The organism is Bradyrhizobium sp. JHI2711 (genome assembly GCF_056156565.1).
Window position 1 is genome coordinate 366246 of record NZ_JBPZPT010000005.1, and the last position, 14844, is coordinate 381089.

16 protein-coding genes are annotated in these 14844 nt (G+C 65.0%); 7 read left to right on the top strand and 9 right to left on the bottom strand.

Features of this window, described 5'->3' with window-relative positions; translation table 11 throughout:
- Nucleotides 1-3: 3 nt before the first annotated feature.
- Entirely contained in the window at nucleotides 4-1254 is a 1251-nt protein-coding gene (locus ACTEK7_RS32430) for a NupC/NupG family nucleoside CNT transporter (protein ID WP_036015385.1), read from the bottom strand.
- Nucleotides 1255-1413: 159 nt separating this feature from the next.
- Here ACTEK7_RS32430 and ACTEK7_RS32435 point away from each other — a divergent pair, with 159 nt between their 5' ends.
- Nucleotides 1414-2652 carry an MFS transporter gene (locus tag ACTEK7_RS32435; RefSeq protein WP_225147604.1) on the top strand — a complete coding sequence of 413 codons (1239 nt, stop codon included), beginning with the start codon at nucleotides 1414-1416 and terminating at the stop codon, nucleotides 2650-2652.
- A 240-nt stretch (nucleotides 2653-2892) separates the two neighbouring features.
- Here ACTEK7_RS32435 and ACTEK7_RS32440 read toward each other — a convergent pair whose 3' ends face one another.
- From ACTEK7_RS32440 to ACTEK7_RS32465, 6 genes are all read right to left on the bottom strand, one after another.
- Nucleotides 2893-3651, bottom strand: coding sequence for an SDR family oxidoreductase (locus tag ACTEK7_RS32440; RefSeq protein WP_036029803.1), 759 nt, complete (start codon nucleotides 3649-3651; stop codon nucleotides 2893-2895).
- A gap of 26 nt (nucleotides 3652-3677) precedes the next feature.
- Nucleotides 3678-4436 carry a proteasome-type protease gene (locus ACTEK7_RS32445; protein WP_036015360.1) on the bottom strand — a complete coding sequence of 253 codons (759 nt, stop codon included), beginning with the start codon at nucleotides 4434-4436 and terminating at the stop codon, nucleotides 3678-3680.
- A gap of 179 nt (nucleotides 4437-4615) precedes the next feature.
- Nucleotides 4616-5023 carry a carboxymuconolactone decarboxylase family protein gene (locus tag ACTEK7_RS32450; RefSeq protein WP_036029802.1) on the bottom strand — a complete coding sequence of 136 codons (408 nt, stop codon included), beginning with the start codon at nucleotides 5021-5023 and terminating at the stop codon, nucleotides 4616-4618.
- 66 nt (nucleotides 5024-5089) lie between these two features.
- Nucleotides 5090-5938, bottom strand: a complete 849-nt coding sequence (locus ACTEK7_RS32455) for a transglutaminase family protein (RefSeq protein ID WP_036029799.1) — start codon at nucleotides 5936-5938, stop codon at nucleotides 5090-5092.
- A gap of 196 nt (nucleotides 5939-6134) precedes the next feature.
- Entirely contained in the window at nucleotides 6135-7079 is a 945-nt protein-coding gene (locus tag ACTEK7_RS32460) for an alpha-E domain-containing protein (protein ID WP_036015356.1), read from the bottom strand.
- Nucleotides 7080-7083: 4 nt separating this feature from the next.
- Nucleotides 7084-8502 carry a circularly permuted type 2 ATP-grasp protein gene (locus ACTEK7_RS32465; RefSeq protein WP_036029797.1) on the bottom strand — a complete coding sequence of 473 codons (1419 nt, stop codon included), beginning with the start codon at nucleotides 8500-8502 and terminating at the stop codon, nucleotides 7084-7086.
- Between the two features lie 278 nt (nucleotides 8503-8780).
- On the opposite strand from ACTEK7_RS32465, the gene ACTEK7_RS32470 reads away from it, so the two are divergent.
- The 3 genes from ACTEK7_RS32470 to ACTEK7_RS32480 are packed head-to-tail and all read left to right on the top strand — an operon-like array spanning nucleotide 8781 to nucleotide 10768.
- The gene (locus ACTEK7_RS32470) at nucleotides 8781-9518 is read left to right on the top strand and encodes a competence/damage-inducible protein A (RefSeq protein WP_036046217.1); all 738 of its coding nucleotides are present in this window, start codon (nucleotides 8781-8783) and stop codon (nucleotides 9516-9518) included.
- A 36-nt stretch (nucleotides 9519-9554) separates the two neighbouring features.
- On the top strand, nucleotides 9555-10082 hold the full coding sequence (gene gpt / locus ACTEK7_RS32475; RefSeq protein WP_036015348.1) for a xanthine phosphoribosyltransferase: 528 nt from the start codon (nucleotides 9555-9557) through the stop codon (nucleotides 10080-10082).
- A gap of 23 nt (nucleotides 10083-10105) precedes the next feature.
- Nucleotides 10106-10768 (top strand): hypothetical protein, encoded by a 663-nt coding sequence (locus ACTEK7_RS32480; protein ID WP_225132682.1) that lies wholly within the window; start codon nucleotides 10106-10108, stop codon nucleotides 10766-10768.
- Nucleotides 10769-10793: 25 nt separating this feature from the next.
- Here ACTEK7_RS32480 and ACTEK7_RS32485 read toward each other — a convergent pair whose 3' ends face one another.
- Nucleotides 10794-11816, bottom strand: a complete 1023-nt coding sequence (locus ACTEK7_RS32485) for a methionine synthase (protein ID WP_109143281.1) — start codon at nucleotides 11814-11816, stop codon at nucleotides 10794-10796.
- A gap of 118 nt (nucleotides 11817-11934) precedes the next feature.
- Here ACTEK7_RS32485 and ACTEK7_RS32490 point away from each other — a divergent pair, with 118 nt between their 5' ends.
- From ACTEK7_RS32490 to ACTEK7_RS32500, 3 genes are all read left to right on the top strand, one after another.
- Nucleotides 11935-12636 carry a glutathione S-transferase N-terminal domain-containing protein gene (locus ACTEK7_RS32490; protein ID WP_109143282.1) on the top strand — a complete coding sequence of 234 codons (702 nt, stop codon included), beginning with the start codon at nucleotides 11935-11937 and terminating at the stop codon, nucleotides 12634-12636.
- 136 nt (nucleotides 12637-12772) lie between these two features.
- A complete protein-coding gene (locus tag ACTEK7_RS32495) occupies nucleotides 12773-13381 on the top strand; it encodes a 2-hydroxychromene-2-carboxylate isomerase (RefSeq protein WP_225147526.1) in 609 nt (202 codons plus the stop codon).
- Complete coding sequence (locus tag ACTEK7_RS32500) at nucleotides 13381-14355, top strand: NADPH:quinone oxidoreductase family protein (RefSeq protein ID WP_225147525.1); 975 nt, start codon at nucleotides 13381-13383, stop codon at nucleotides 14353-14355. Before ACTEK7_RS32495 ends, ACTEK7_RS32500 begins: the two co-directional genes overlap by 1 nt.
- Here the strand turns inward: ACTEK7_RS32500 and ACTEK7_RS32505 are convergent.
- Nucleotides 14344-14790 carry a hypothetical protein gene (locus ACTEK7_RS32505; RefSeq protein WP_225147524.1) on the bottom strand — a complete coding sequence of 149 codons (447 nt, stop codon included), beginning with the start codon at nucleotides 14788-14790 and terminating at the stop codon, nucleotides 14344-14346. The genes ACTEK7_RS32500 and ACTEK7_RS32505 overlap by 12 nt on opposite strands.
- Nucleotides 14791-14844: the final 54 nt, after the last annotated feature.

The following is a 14844-nucleotide window of genomic DNA, read 5'->3' on the forward strand; positions in this document are numbered from 1 at the left end:
AGCCTACGCCAACACCCCCACCACCGCTCCCATCAGGCACGTCGTGAGCGTCCCCGACACGATCGACTTCAGCCCCAGCGCGTTGATCTCCTCGCGCCGCTCCGGTGCCATCACCCCTAAGCCGCCGATCATGATGCCGAGGCTGGCGAAATTGGCGAAGCCGCACATCGCATAGAGCATGATCAGGCGCGAGCGCGGATCGAGCGTATCGGGCGGCAGCTTCGAGAAGTCGACATAGGCGATCAATTCGTTCAGCACGGTCTTGGTGCCCATCAGGCTGCCGGCGGTGATCGCTTGATCCCACGGCAGCCCCATCAGCCAGCACACCGGCGCCATGACGAGGGCGAGCAGCCGCTGCAGCGAGATCGCGGCGCCGCCGACGTGCGGGAGCAGGCCGAGGATGGCGTTGACGAGATAGACCAGCGCCACCAGCACCAGCAGCATCGCGACGATGTTGATCAGCAGCTCGATGCCCGCGCTGGTGCCTTTCACGATCGCGTCCATCGTGCTGGCGACCTCCATTTGCGGATCTTCCAGCGTGCCGCCGGTGCGCTTGTCGGAGGTTTCAGGGACCATGATCAGGCTGACCAGGATCGCCGCCGGCGCGCCGAGCACCGAGGCGATGACGAAATGCGCGGCGGCGTCGGGAATGAGCGGCGCCAGCAGAGTCGCATAGAGCACCAGCACGGTGCCGGCGATGCCGGCCATGCCGCCGGTCATGACCAGGAACAATTCGCTGCGCGTCATCTGTGCCAGATACGGCCGCACGAACAGCGGCGCCTCGACCATGCCGAGGAAGATGTTGGCAGCGGTCGAGAGCCCGACGGCGCCACCGACGCCGAGCGTGCGCTCCAAGAGCCAGGCCATGCCGCGGACGATCGGCGGCAGCACGCGCCAATAGAACAGCAGCGTCGTGAGCACGCTCATGACCAGCACGATCGGCAGTGCCTGGAACGCCAGGATGAAGTCCGCGCCTGGCGCCTTCAGGTCGAAGGGCAGGGGTCCGCCGCCGATATAGCCGAACACGAAGGCGGAGCCGGCCCGCGAGGCCGCCGAGATCGCGCCGACCGCCTCGTTGATGGCGCCGAAGGCATGGGCGACGACCGGCAGCTTCAGCAGCACGAGGGCGGTGACGAAGGTCGCGGCAAGGCCGATCGCCGCCTGGCGCAGCGACACCGCGCGACGATTTTCCGCCAGCGCGAAGGCGATCAGCAGCAATGCGAAAATGCCGAGTGCAGATTGCAGGCGCAGCATGATGTCCCAAACCCTCGATGATTATGGCCGTGCCTGCGCTGCAAAGGCAATGCCGGGAGCAGCCGGGAACGACCAGTGTTGACAAGCGGGGCCACCTCGGCCACGCGGGAGGCCTTCGATATCGAGGGAAAGAGCGGTCCGAGCGTGACCGAAGAGGCGATGCCAGAGCAGCCAATATCCGGACATCGACCGGTCACCGCCGGTGAGCTCCTCCGCCATCCCGCTTTCCTGTTCTTCCTGCTCTCGCGCAGCCTGTCGCGCTTCTCCAGCCAGATCGCGGCGGTCGCGATCGGTTGGCAGATCTACGATCTCACCGGCTCGGCGTTCGACCTCGGCATGGTTGGCCTAGTCCAGTTCCTGCCCACCGCGCTTCTGGTGTTCGTCGCCGGCCACGCCGCCGATCGCTACGAACGCAAGCGCGTCGTGCAGCTTTGCCAGCTGGTGGAGGCCGCGACCGCGCTCTATCTCGGGGCCATCACCTATCTCGGCGCGGTCAGCGAGGTGCAGATCTTCATCGCGACCTTCCTGCTCGGGATCGCCGGCGCGTTCGAGAGCCCGACCACCGCGGCGCTGCTGCCGCTGATCGCGCCGCAGGGCTCGCTCCAGCGCGCCACTGCCGTCTCCAGCGGGGCGGCGCAGGTCGCGACCATCACGGGCCCCGCGCTCGGCGGCATCGCCTATGCGGTCGCCCCGCATCTTGCCTATGCCGTGATGGTCCTGTTCTGGGTCTTGGGGATGATCTTGACCGGCTTCGTCCGGCCGCGCCCGCAGGCGATCGCGAGGGAGGGGATGGACTCCGACAACATCTTCGCCGGCGTCCGCTTCATTCGCAGCAACCCGGCGATCCTCGGGACCATCTCGCTCGATTTGTTCGCCGTGCTGTTCGGCGGCGTCACGGCGCTGCTGCCGATCTATGCCCGCGACATCCTCCAGACCGGCCCGGTCGGGTTAGGCGTGCTGCGCGCCGCGCCTGCGGTCGGTGCCTTGCTGATGACCATGGTGCTGGCGCGCCACGCGATCTCCCGGCATGTGGGCCTTCGCATGTTCCAGGCCGTGATCGTGTTCGGCCTCGCGACCATCGTGTTCGCGCTGTCGTCCTGGATGTGGCTGTCGGTGCTGTCGCTCGCCGTTTTGGGGGCGGCCGATACGATCAGCGTCGTGATCCGCTTCTCGCTGGTGCAGCTGTCGACACCCGACGAGATGCGCGGCCGGGTCGGCGCGGTGAACTTCCTGTTCATCAACGCCTCGAACCAGCTCGGCCAGTTCGAGAGTGGAGTGGCAGCCGCGCTGCTCGGCGCCATGCCCGCCGCTGTGCTCGGCGGCGTCGCCACCGTCGCAGTGGCGCTGCTCTGGATGAAGCTGTTTCCAGCCCTGCGCAAGGTGGAGAGCCTGGAGTAGGCGCTCCGCTCTCTCAACGTCATTGCGAGGAGCCCGCGACAAAATTGCGTAGCAATTTTGCGCTGATGCGACGAAGCAATCCAGAATCTCACCGCGGCGGCAGCCTGGATTGCTTCGCTGCGCTCGCAATGACGATTGTTGAGATGGCGTGGGGACTTAACTCGCGTCACGCCCGCAGCCCGGCAGCAGCAGGCGCCTCTTGACGCCTACTGTGCATGGGGTTGTTTTCGCGCTTTTTGTTCAGCCCCGCCCGACGAACGGCATCTTGGTCGCCATCACCGTCATGGTCAGCACGTTGGCATCGAGCGGCAGGCTGGCCATGTAGGCCACGGCATCGCCGACTGCTTTCGCGTCCATGCGCGGCTCGTGCTTGGTGGTGCCGTCGGGCTGCAGCACGCCGGGGCCGTTGACCATGCGGTCGGTCATCGGGGTTGCGGCATTGCCGATGTCGACCTGGCCGACGGCGATGTCGTACATGCGGCCGTCGAGATTGCTGGCCTTGGTGAGGCCGGTGATGGCGTGCTTGGTCGAGGTGTAGGCCGCCGAGAATGGCCGCGGCGCGTGCGCCGAGATCGAGCCGTTGTTGATGATGCGGCCGCCGCGCGGGGTCTGATCCTTCATGATGCGGAAGGCGTGCTGGGTGCACAGGAACGGGCCGGTGAGGTTGGTGTTCACCACGGCCTGCCATTGCTCGAGGCTGAGATCCTCGAAGTTGACGGCCGGCGCGCCCATGCCGGCATTGTTGAAGAGCACGTCGAGCCGGCCGTAGGTCGCCTTCACCTTGTCGAACAGCGCGGCGATGGAGTCCGGCTTGGTCATGTCGGCGGTGACGCAGAGGCTTTTTCCCGCGGGACCGAGCTTTGCCGTCTCCTCGAGCATGTCGAGCCGGCGGCCTGTGAGCACCACGGTGAAGCCGGTGTTCATCAGCGCCAGCGACGCCGCGCGGCCGACGCCGGTGCCGGCGCCCGTCACCAATGCGATCTTTTTCGCTTCACTCATCGTTTCCTGCCTTTTCTCTTCTGCTGTCAGGTTTTGGGTTCTTTGTCGTTCTTGTAGGGCGGGCGCGGAATGTTCTGATGCGCCGCGCGCAAGGCCGCCGACCAGCGCGAGCGCAGGTCGTGGAAATAGGGCTCGCCTGCCTCGATGCGATGGTTGAGATCGGCCTCGCAGGCATCGTTGCGCACCACCAGCACGTCGATCGGCAGCCCGACGCCGAGGTTTGAGCGCATCGTCGAATCCATCGAGATCAGGCCCGTCTTCAGCGCCTCGTAGAGCTCGACGTCGTAATGCATGGCACGGTCGAGCACCGGCTTGCCGTATTTGTGCTCGCCGATCTGCAGGTACGGCGTGTCGGTGGTGCACTCGATGAAATTGCCGGCGGTGTAGACCATGAACAGGCGCATCCGCGCGCCCTTGATCTGGCCGCCGAACAGAAAGGAGACGTCGAAGGACACGTCCTCGGATTTCAGCGCCGGCCCTTCGGTGGCATGCACCGCCCGGATCGCCCGGCCGATGCGCTGGGCGGCCTGGAACATGGTCGGCGCGTTCATCAGCGTCTCGATCTCGCCCGTATTGGGATCTTCGAGGCCCTCGGTCAGCGTCGACAGCACCGACTGGCTGATGGCGAGGTTGCCGGCACTGGCGATCGCCATGATGCGCTCGCCGGGCTTGGAGAAGATGTGCAGCTTGCGGAAGGTTGAGACATTGTCGAGGCCGGCATTGGTGCGGGTATCGGCGATCATCACCAGACCGTCCCGAACCAGGATTCCGCAGCAATAGGTCATTTCCAGTCCCCGAACGCGTTTGCGCGGAATTACTAGCCAATTTCAAGGGCCACTCCAACCCCCGATTAAGCCCGTCATTCCGGGGCGCGACGAAGTCGCGAGCCCGGAATCCATCCACCAACTCTGCGACCAGATGGATTCCGGGTTCGCGCTACGGAATGACGGTGTGAGACGGCAAGCTAGTCAGCTGCGTCGACCAGAAACGCCTCATCAACCGGCACGCCGAGCGCGGTGACCAGCCGGTTGGTCTCCGCGGCCATGCCGACGATGGCGAGCAGCTCGCCATATTCGGCCTCGGTCATGCCCCTCGCCCGTGCGGCGGCCGTGTGGGAGTGGATGCAATAGCTGCAGCCGTGTGCGATCGACACCGCGACGTAGAGCATTTCCTTGACCTTGGGATCGAGCGCGCCGGGAGCCATCACCTCCTTGATGCTCTCCCAGGTCCGCCGCAGCGTCTTCGGATCATGCGCCAGCGCGCGCCAGAAATTGTTGACGAAGTCCGATTTCCGCACCTTGCGGATATCGTCGAAAACGGCGCGCGCTTCGGCCGAGAGTTCATCATCCGAAAGTAGTTTCACAGTCGCCATGGCTACCTCGCGGGTCTGATCCGATCCCGCGATTGTAGCACGCCGAATGTGTTCGGCTGGCGGCTCCTAGCTCTGCCGCTGGGATTGCGATTGCGACTGCCCGCCGCGGCCGGCCTGTTCGACCTTCACCGCCACCGTCAGCGTTTCCGTGCCGCCGCCGTAGCGCGTGCCGCGCACCGGGGCCGCGCCGAGATAGTCAAGCCCGATCGCGAGGCGGACATGCGCGTCGGTGGCGCAGATGCTGTTGGCGGGATCGAAGCCGACCCAGCCGAGATCGGGCACGTAGGCCTCTGCCCAGGCATGGCCGGCGTCCTGGTGCACCGTGTCGTCCGCACGCAGGAAATGTCCGGAGACGAAGCGCGCCGGCACGCCGCCGGCGCGGGCGCAGGCGATGAAGATGTGCGCGTAGTCCTGGCAGACCCCGCGCTTGAGCGTGAACGCCTCCGCTGCGGACGTGCCGCTGTTGGTGGGGTCCTCGTCGAACGTCATGTGATCGGCCACCTGCGTCATCAGCGTGTGCAGGAAGCCCAGCGTGTCGCTCTCGGCCTCGCTGCGCAACTGGCGCGCGACCGCCGTCATCGCCGGATTGACCGAGGTGAGGTCGGTGACGCGCAGGAACATGCCGGGGGGAAAACGCTCGTCGCTGCCGCGCAGCACGCCGCCGGTGTCGTGAGTCTCGATCAGCCCTTCGGCAATGATCTGGATGTCGCCGACGGGCCCGCAGGACAGCACGTGGGTGACGTTGCCGAACGCGTCCTCATGCATGTCGAGCTTGGTGTCGGTGGAGACGTCGATCTGCCATTCCGCGACGTATTGCCCGTCATGGCTGCCCGGCGTCATGCGCAGGATCTGGATCACGCTGGTGGCCGGCGGCTCGTAGCGATAGGTCGTGGTGTGCTGGATTCGCAGGCGCATGGTGGACCGTGTCGTTTGTTGTAAGGCGTGACTGCCGTCGCAAAGAAGCTCGTCATGCCCGGGCTTGTCCCGGGCATCCACGTTCTTCCTCGTCGCGCAAAAGCAAGAACGTGGATGGCCGGGACATCTAGCGCGAAGACGCGCTTCGCGCTTTTGCCCGGCCATGACAATATCCCCTGTCGTCAGTCGAGCGACATTAGATCAAATACTGCTTCGTGATGATTTCGCCCAGCCTGGAATTGTCCGCGATGAATTCCTGAATGAATTCATGCACGCCATGCTGGAAAATGTCGTTCATGTTGCTGTGTTCCAGCCGGTTGCGGATGCCGCGGGCGTGGCGCTGGGCCGGGCCCTGGCGGCCATAGGCGACGCCGATCTGGTCGAGGTTGCGCACGAGGTTGCCGTAGCAGCTGGCGAGCGAGCGCGGCAGCGTGTCGTTGAGGATCAGGAGGTCCGCGATCAGCCAGGGCTTCAGCGTCTCGCGATAGACCCAGTGATAGGCCGTCAGCGCCGAGACCGAGCGCAGGATCGAGCTCCACTGGTAGAAGTCGAGAGGCCCGCCGACATGCTCCTCCTCGGGCAGCAGCACGTGATACTTCACGTCGAGGATGCGCGCGGTGTTGTCGGCGCGCTCCAGGTGCACGCCCATGCGCGAGAACCAATAGGCGTCGTTGCGCAGCATGGTCCGATAGGCCGAGCCGTCGAAGCGCAGCGAGGTCTCCTGCACGAAGCGCAGGAATTTTGCGAGGTCCTCGCGCGTCGAGGTGCCCTTGCTCCACACCGCCTGAAGCTCGATCCAGGCCGAGTTGATGGTGTCCCACATCTCGCTGGTGAGGGCCGTGCGCACCGAGCGCGAGTTCAGCCGCGCCGCTTCGATACAGTTTCGGATCGAGGACGGGTTGTTCTGGGAGAACGAGAGATACTCGACGACGTTGTGCTCGTTGGCTTCCTCATAGGCCTGATAGAAGCTCGCGGCGACCCCGGCGGTGAGCAGCGCCGAATCCCATTCATTGGTCTTGCCGATATAGGCGGCGGGAAGCGCGGTGACGCGCAGCGTCGCATCGATGGTGCGCGCGAGATATTCGGCCCGTTCGACGTAGCGGGCGAGCCAGTAGAGGTTTTCGGCGGTACGCGACAGCATCTCTCTACTCGTCCAGAATCCAGGTGTCCTTGGTGCCGCCGCCCTGGCTCGAGTTCACCACCAGGGAGCCTTCCTTGAGCGCGACGCGGGTGAGCCCGCCCGGCACGATGGTCGTGCTCTTGCTGCCCGTGAGCACGAAGGGGCGAAGATCGACGTGACGTGGAGCGAGGCCGGACGCCGTGCAGGTCGGGCAGGTCGAAAGCGCCAGCGTCGGCTGGGCAATGAAACCTTCCGGCTCGCGCTTGAGCTTGTCGCGGAACGCTTCGATCGTCGCTTTGGTCGCGGCGGGGCCGATCAGCATGCCGTAGCCGCCGGAGCCGTGCACTTCCTTGACGACGAGCTCGCTTAGATTGTCCAGCACATAAGCGAGGTCCTTTGGCTCGCGGCAGCGCCAGGTCGGCACGTTCTTCAGGATCGGCTCCTCGCCGAGATAGAATTTCACGATGTCGGGCATGTAGGAGTAGATCGCCTTGTCGTCGGCGATGCCGGTGCCGACGGCGTTGGCGAGCGTGATGTTGCCGGCCGCGTAGGCCGACATCAGTCCGGGCACGCCGAGCACCGAATCGGGACGGAAGGTGAGGGGATCGAGGAAGTCGTCGTCGACGCGCCGATAGATCACGTCGACCCGCTTCAGCCCTTCCGTCGTCCGCATGAACACTTCGTTGTTCTTGACGATGAGGTCGCGGCCTTCGACCAGCTCGATGCCGAGCTTGTCAGCGAGGAAGGAGTGCTCGTAATAGGCCGAATTGTAGACGCCCGGGGTGAGCAGGGCGACTGTCGGCTCGCCGGAGGCGCTTTGCGGCGCGACCGAGCGGAGCGCTGCGAGCAGCTCGTCCGGATAGCGCTCGACCGGCGCCACCCGGTGGCGGGCGAACAGATCCGGAAACAGCCGCATCATGATCTCGCGGTTTTCCAGCATGTAGGACACGCCCGACGGCGTGCGGGCGTTGTCCTCCAGCACGATGAAGTCCTCGGCGTCGACCCGGACGATGTCGATGCCGGCGATGTGCACGTAGACGTCGTGCGGCACCTGCTGGCCGTTCATCTCGGGCCGGAACACCGGGTTCTGGAAGATCAGATCGTCGGGCACGATGTCGGCGCGGAGGATGTCGCGGCCGTGATAGATGTCGCGCAGGAACATGTTGAGCGCGCGCACGCGTTGCTTCAGGCCCTTCTCCAGCCGCGCCCATTCCTTGCCGGACATGATCCGCGGAATCACGTCGAAGGGGATCAGGCGCTCGGTGGACTCGGAATCGCCGTAGACCGCGAAGGTGATGCCGATCCGGCGAAACAGCAGCTCAGCTTCCTGGCGGCGATATTCGAGCGCCTCGGGAGGCGTCTCCTTGAGCCAGCGCGCCAGCTCCTGATAGGCGGGGCGGAGGTCCCCGCCGGGAATGTTCATTTCGTCAAACGCGACTGCCATAGATCCCGACTTGTCTCCCCAGGCGTTGCGCCATGCGCCAGGTCGCGTCGGCCTTGATGAGACCGCAACGTCCTGTGGCCATGCGTCAACAGTGCATGACTTTCATGTGGTAGCAAGGGCCGGGCCAGCGCGATAAGCATGGAGAGGGGGCATTTGCCGGCGACGGCCGGCGGCGTGCCTGAAAAAATGGCTGAAGACTGCTTATTTCAGAAGCAAAACCGCGTGACTTCAACGCGTTACCTCGGCAAAGTCGGCGTCACAGGTGAGGGACTTAAGGCATGAGCGAGATCGTCACGGCGGGCATTCTGGTCATCGGAGACGAAATCCTGTCCGGCCGGACCAAGGACAAGAATATCGGCTTCATCGCCGAATACCTGACCAATATCGGCATCGACCTGAAGGAGGTCCGCATCGTCTCCGACGACGAGCCGGATATCATCGCTGCACTGGATGCATTGCGGCATCGCTACACCTACGTCTTCACCACGGGCGGCATCGGGCCGACCCATGACGACATCACCGCTGATGCCGTCGCCAAGGCGTTCGGCGTTGGCATCGATCATCATCCGGAAGTGGTCGCCCGCTTCCGCGAGCGCTGGAGCGAGCAGGACCTCAACGAGGCCCGGCTGCGCATGGCCCGCATCCCCGACGGCGCCGAGCTGATCCAGAGCGCGACCATCCTCGCCCCCGGCTTCAAGATCGGCAACGTCATCGTCATGGCCGGCGTGCCCTCGATCATGCAGGCGATGATGGACATCGTCTCGCCCAAACTGAAGTCGGGCGTGCGCATGCTGTCGGACTCGGTCCGGGCCAATGCGCGCGAGGGCGATATCGGCGGACCGCTGCGGGCGATCGCTGCCGCCCATCCCGACACCATCATCGGCAGCTATCCCTTCATGGACGAGGAGCAGAAGCCCAACACCAATCTGGTGGTGCGCTCGCGCGATCCCGAGAAGCTCGCGGCGGCAATGGCCGCGGTGAAGGAAATGCTGGCGGGATTGAACGTCAACCGCTAGCAGAGAATTGCCGGACGAGATTGCAGGAGACAGGCGATGGCTGGTGAAGCACCGGAACTGAGTGCGCAGGAGCGGGCAGGCAAGGCCTTCCCCGTCTCGTGGGACCAGTTCCACCGGGATTGCCGGGCGCTGACCTGGCGGCTCAACGAGGTCGGTCCGTTCCATGCGGTGATTGCGATCACCCGCGGCGGCCTGGTGCCCGCCGCGATCGTGGCGCGCGAGTTAGGGGTGCGCGTCATCGATACGGTCTGCGTCGCCAGCTACGACCACAACAAGCAGGGCGAGCTCCAGGTGCTCAAGGGCATTTCCGAGGCGACAATGACGCTCGGCGGCGGCACCGGCAAGGGCCTGTTGATCGTCGATGACCTCGTCGATACCGGCAAGACCGGCAGGATGGTGCGCGAGATGCTGCCCGATGCGCATTTCGCCACCGTCTACGCCAAGCCGATGGGACGTCCGCTGGTCGACACTTTCATCACCGAAGTCTCGCAGGACACCTGGATCTTCTTCCCCTGGGACACAGCACTGTCCTACCACCCGCCGCTGCGCGACGGCGCGGCGTGACCAGAGCGAATGGCGAGTAGCGAATGGCGAGTAACACCGACCCCATTCGCCATTCGCCATTCGCCACTCGCCCCCTCCAGAACCGAGTCACGCCCACCGGCGACATCATCGCCACCCCACACCGCGGCCTGTTCACCGGCAATCGCGGCATCATCCACGATCCCGCGACGAAGACGCTGCTGAAGAAGCGCTGGTCGACGCCGGCCTGGATCACATGCCTGTGCGAATTCCGCGGCTGGCGGCGGCCGGTGATGGCGCGGCGGAGCTGGACCGAGCTGTTCTTTCTCGACGAAGCCACCGCCTTTGCTGCCGGACATCGCCCATGCTTCTTCTGCCGGCGTGACGATGCCAACCGGTTTCGCGCGGCATGGGAGAGGGGAAACGGCGCAAGCAAGGTGAGCGCAAAGTCGATGGACGCAAAGCTGCACCTGGAGCGTCTGGATCACGGCCGTAAGCGCCTGCACCCACTGCGAGGGCCGCTCGCAGACTTACCCGATGGCGTGATGGTGCAGCAGGGCGAGCAGAGCTATCTTGTGACGAAAGGCCGGCCGCTGCTTTGGTCGCCAGCCGGCTATGCCCGTACCGAGCACGAACTGTCGAGTGCGATGCTGCTGACGCCTCCATCCACATTACGGGCGTTCAGCGCCGGATATCGACCGGCGTTGCATCCGACCGCTCCAGACTAGCCGAGCGACCTGCGGATCACCGCCATCATCCCAGCCTCTCGCGCGCCAGCGCCGCGCCGGCGCCGAGCGCCATCAGCTTGGCTTCGGCGATCTCGCGCCGCATCGGCGCCATGCCGCAATTGGTGGTGGCGATGATGTTGCTCTTCGGCACGAATTGCGACACCGCCTCGATCACCTTCACGACGTCCTCGGCCGTCTCCACCGTATCGCTGGCGACGTCGATGACACCGGCCTGCACAATCTTGTTCTTCAGCAGCGCGAGCAGGTCGAGCGGCACCTTGGAATTGCGGCACTCGATCGCGACCTGCTGGATCGGGCTTGCGTCGATGGCCGGAAAGATCTGCTCGTATTGCCGCCATTGGCTGCCGAGCGTCTCCTTCCAGTCCGTATTGGCCTTGATGCCGTAGCCGTAGCAGATGTGCACGGCGGTGGCGCAGGCGAGGCCCTGTGCGGCGCGCTCCAGCGCCTTGATGCCCCAATCGTTGACCTCGTCCATGTAGACGTTGAAGGCGGGCTCGTCGAATTGCACGAGATCGACGCCGTCGGCCTGCAAGGCCCTGGCTTCCTCGTTCAAGAGCTCGGCGAAGGCAAAGGCCATCTTGACCCGGTCGCCATAATAGCGGTCGGCAATGGTGTCGATGATGGTCATCGGGCCGGGCAGGGTGAATTTCAGCTGCTTCCTGGTGTGCGTGCGCGCGACGCGCGCCTCGAAGGCATGGACGCGGTCCTTCAGCCGCAGCGGCGCGACCACCTGCGGCACCATCGCCTTGTAGCGATCTTTCCGGATGCCCATCTCGACCTTGTGGGCGAAATCGATGCCCTCGATCTTCTCCAGGAAACCGTGCACGAAGTGCTGCCGGGCCTGCTCGCCTTCGGTGACGATGTCGATGCCGGCGTCCTCCTGGAGCTTCAGCCAGATCAGCGTCGCATCGCGCTTGGCCCGGAGCAACTCGTCGCCTTCGGACTTCCAGGGCGCCCAGAGCATGTTCGGCTCGGCGAGCCATTCCGGCTTCGGCAAGGAGCCGGCGATCGTGGTTGGAAACAGCATGGCGGCCCTCCCGGCAGATTGTTGCGCCCCTTCCTGCCATGTCCTAACGTCGAGGTACAGAACAACAAAAGTCGTCATTGGCTGGCGGCAGCGATAGGGACGGCGCAAGGGAAGGCCCATGATCGACCTCTATTACGCGCCGACGCCGAACGGCTGGAAAATCTCGATCATGCTGGAGGAGCTCGGGCTTCCCTATCGGGTGATCCCCGTGAATATCCGCGCCGGCGAGCAGTTCAATCCTGAGTTCCTGGCGATCTCTCCGAACAACCGTATTCCCGCGATCGTCGATCACGCGCCCGCTGATGGCGGCGCGCCGTTCTCGGCGTTCGAGACCGGCGCGATCCTGATCTATCTCGCGGAGAAGACCGGCCGCTTCCTGCCCGCCGATTGGCGCGGCCGCTCCAGCACGATCCAATGGGTGATGTGGCAGATGGCGGGCCTCGGGCCGATGCTCGGTCAGCACGGCCATTTCGCGCTCTATGCGGCCGAGAAGATCCCTTACGCAATCGAGCGCTATCGCGACGAGGCGGCGCGGCTCTACGGCGTGCTCGATCGCCAATTGGCCAGGACCGGCGCCTATGTCGCCGGCGACTATTCCATCGCCGACATCGCCTGCTTCCCCTGGACCATGACCCACAAGGCGCAGGGTTTTACGCTCGACGACTATCCCAATGTGAAACGCTGGTATGCCGAGGTCCGGGCAAGGCCGCAGGTGCAGGCGGGGCTAGCGATCGGAAAATTCGTGAAAGAGCCGTTCGACGAGGAATCACGCAAGATCATGTTCGGGCAACGGGCTAAGGAAGTGCTGGGAAGGAAGTGACGGCCACGCCGTCATTCCGGGGCGCGACGAAGTCGCGAACCCGGAATCCATCGGGCAGCGTAATGAGAGGCGAAATGGATTCCGGGTTCGCGCCCAAAGGGGCGCGCCCCGGAATGACAACAATAAGGAAACCCCCATGATCGAATTCTTCTTCGACTGCTCCAGCCCCTGGACCTATCTCGCCTTCCACAACATCCAACCGCTCGCCAAGGAGTTCGGAGCCGACATCACCTGGCGGCCGATCCTGGTCGGCGGCATCTTCAATTCGGTCAATCCGAGCGTCTACGCGCAGCGCGAGAAGCCGGTGCCGCTGAAGGCGCGCTACATGAAGAAGGACCTCGCGGATTGGGCGCGTTCGGCGGGTCTTGCCATCAAGATGCCGCCGACGGTGTTTCCGGTGAACAGCGTCAAGGCGATGCGCGGCTGCCTCTGGCTCGGTCAGGACATGGTGCCGTTCGCGACATCAGTGTTCGAGGCCTATTGGGGCGAGGACAAGGACATCTCGCAGGACGCGGTGCTCGCGGAGATCTGCAGGAAGGTCGGCATCGACGAGCAAAAGTTCTTCGCCGGTATTGCCGAGCAGGGCATCAAGGACCAGCTCAAGGCCAATACCGAGGAGGTCATCGCGCGCGGCGGCTTCGGCTCGCCGACGATCTTCGTGAACAAGACCGACATGTATTTCGGCAATGACCGCCTGCCGCTGATCCGCGAAGCGCTTTTGCGCAGCAAGGCGAGCGCGGCCTGATGGTGCGCGCCGTCGTCTGCCGCGAGCTCGGCGCGCCCGAGCGTTTGCTGCTGGAGGAGTTTCCGCCCCGCGCGCTGAGGCCGGGCGAGGTGCGCGTCGCCATCCGCGCCGCCGGGCTGAACTTCCCCGACGTGCTGATGGCCGCCGGCGAATACCAGCTCAAGCCGGAGCTGCCGTTCACGCCGGGCATGGAAGCGGCCGGCGACGTCATCGAGGTGGCATCGGAGGCAAGCGGCGTTGCCGTCGGCGACAAGGTCATTGTGAAGATGCGCTTTGGTGCCTTCACGGATGAAGCGGTGGTGATGCCGTCGCAACTCACCCCCATGCCGTCCACCTTCGACTATGCGGAGGCTGCGACCTATCTCGCCGGCCACGGCACGGCCTATCACGCGTTGATCGATCGCGGCCGGGTGGCGCCCGGCGAGGTGCTGCTGGTCCACGGTGCCGGCGGCGGCGTCGGCCTTGCCGCTGTCGAGATCGGCAAGATGCTGGGCGCGACCGTGATCGCGACCGCCTCCAGCGACGAGAAGCTCAGAATCGCGAAATCGCGCGGCGCCGATCATCTCGTCCGTTACGACCGCGAGCCGTTTCGCGATGCCGTCAAGCGCATCACCGAGGGGCGCGGCGCCGACGTCGTGTTCGACCCCGTCGGTGGCCAGGTCTTCGAAGATTCGATGCGCTGCATCGCCTGGGGCGCGCGGCTCTTGGTGATCGGCTTCACCGGCGGCATCGGCTCGGCCAAGACCAATCTGTTGCTGATCAAGGGCGCCAGCGTGCTCGGCGTACGCGCCGGCGAAGCGGTGCGGAAGAATCCTGCGCTCGGCGAGGTCCGCCTGAAGGCGCTGTTGCAATGGGCGGAGGAGGGCAAGCTGCGCCCCAACGTCTCGCACCGCCTGCCGCTTAAGGACTATGCGAAGGCGATGCGGTTGTTGCTCGACCGCAAGGCGATCGGACGCGTCGCGCTACTGATGTGACGTCCGCGCGACGGTGTCGCGGCCGCCCGGCGCGTAGCCGAGGCAAGTCCGCACGATCTGGCCGCAGACGGCGTCACGCGCATTTCCGATGTCGGTATTCCCGGCATATTGCACCTCGGTGACCTTGCCGCGAGCAAAGCGCAACTGCACGCGACAATAGCCCGACGGCGCCTGGCCTCCGATATTCAGGCCGGGCGGAAGCGTGAGCGTGGGCGGCGCGATGCCGCCGGGAGGGCTCGCCGCGTGCTCGTACATCCAGATCTCGCCCGAACCGTCCTTGGCGGTTCCGGCCGGCAGGCCGGCGCACATGCGGATCGCCGACTGGTCGAGACCGATCAAGCTGGCTCGTCCGCGCTGCGCCCACTCGGCGTCCTGCGCGGCACAGCCGGCAAGGACGAGTGGCGCGAGAGCCGCCATTCGCAGGCAAAGTTGCATCGGCATCGCTTCCCTGTGCGATGCGAACGATAGCGCAAGGTGGTTTTGCGATGC

Coding starts and splice junctions, on each gene's coding strand:
- ACTEK7_RS32440 (WP_036029803.1), bottom strand. CDS start 3,651: ATGAGTGAAGCGAAAAAGATCGCATTGGTGACGGGCGCCGGCACCGGC.
- ACTEK7_RS32450 (WP_036029802.1), bottom strand. CDS start 5,023: ATGGCGACTGTGAAACTACTTTCGGATGATGAACTCTCGGCCGAAGCG.
- ACTEK7_RS32435 (WP_225147604.1), top strand. CDS start 1,414: ATGCCAGAGCAGCCAATATCCGGACATCGACCGGTCACCGCCGGTGAG.
- ACTEK7_RS32495 (WP_225147526.1), top strand. CDS start 12,773: ATGATCGAATTCTTCTTCGACTGCTCCAGCCCCTGGACCTATCTCGCC.
- ACTEK7_RS32460 (WP_036015356.1), bottom strand. CDS start 7,079: ATGCTGTCGCGTACCGCCGAAAACCTCTACTGGCTCGCCCGCTACGTC.
- ACTEK7_RS32490 (WP_109143282.1), top strand. CDS start 11,935: ATGATCGACCTCTATTACGCGCCGACGCCGAACGGCTGGAAAATCTCG.
- ACTEK7_RS32445 (WP_036015360.1), bottom strand. CDS start 4,436: ATGACCTATTGCTGCGGAATCCTGGTTCGGGACGGTCTGGTGATGATC.
- ACTEK7_RS32430 (WP_036015385.1), bottom strand. CDS start 1,254: ATGCTGCGCCTGCAATCTGCACTCGGCATTTTCGCATTGCTGCTGATC.
- ACTEK7_RS32465 (WP_036029797.1), bottom strand. CDS start 8,502: ATGGCAGTCGCGTTTGACGAAATGAACATTCCCGGCGGGGACCTCCGC.
- ACTEK7_RS32470 (WP_036046217.1), top strand. CDS start 8,781: ATGAGCGAGATCGTCACGGCGGGCATTCTGGTCATCGGAGACGAAATC.
- ACTEK7_RS32505 (WP_225147524.1), bottom strand. CDS start 14,790: ATGCAACTTTGCCTGCGAATGGCGGCTCTCGCGCCACTCGTCCTTGCC.
- ACTEK7_RS32480 (WP_225132682.1), top strand. CDS start 10,106: ATGGCGAGTAACACCGACCCCATTCGCCATTCGCCATTCGCCACTCGC.
- ACTEK7_RS32500 (WP_225147525.1), top strand. CDS start 13,381: ATGGTGCGCGCCGTCGTCTGCCGCGAGCTCGGCGCGCCCGAGCGTTTG.
- gpt (WP_036015348.1), top strand. CDS start 9,555: ATGGCTGGTGAAGCACCGGAACTGAGTGCGCAGGAGCGGGCAGGCAAG.
- ACTEK7_RS32455 (WP_036029799.1), bottom strand. CDS start 5,938: ATGCGCCTGCGAATCCAGCACACCACGACCTATCGCTACGAGCCGCCG.
- ACTEK7_RS32485 (WP_109143281.1), bottom strand. CDS start 11,816: ATGCTGTTTCCAACCACGATCGCCGGCTCCTTGCCGAAGCCGGAATGG.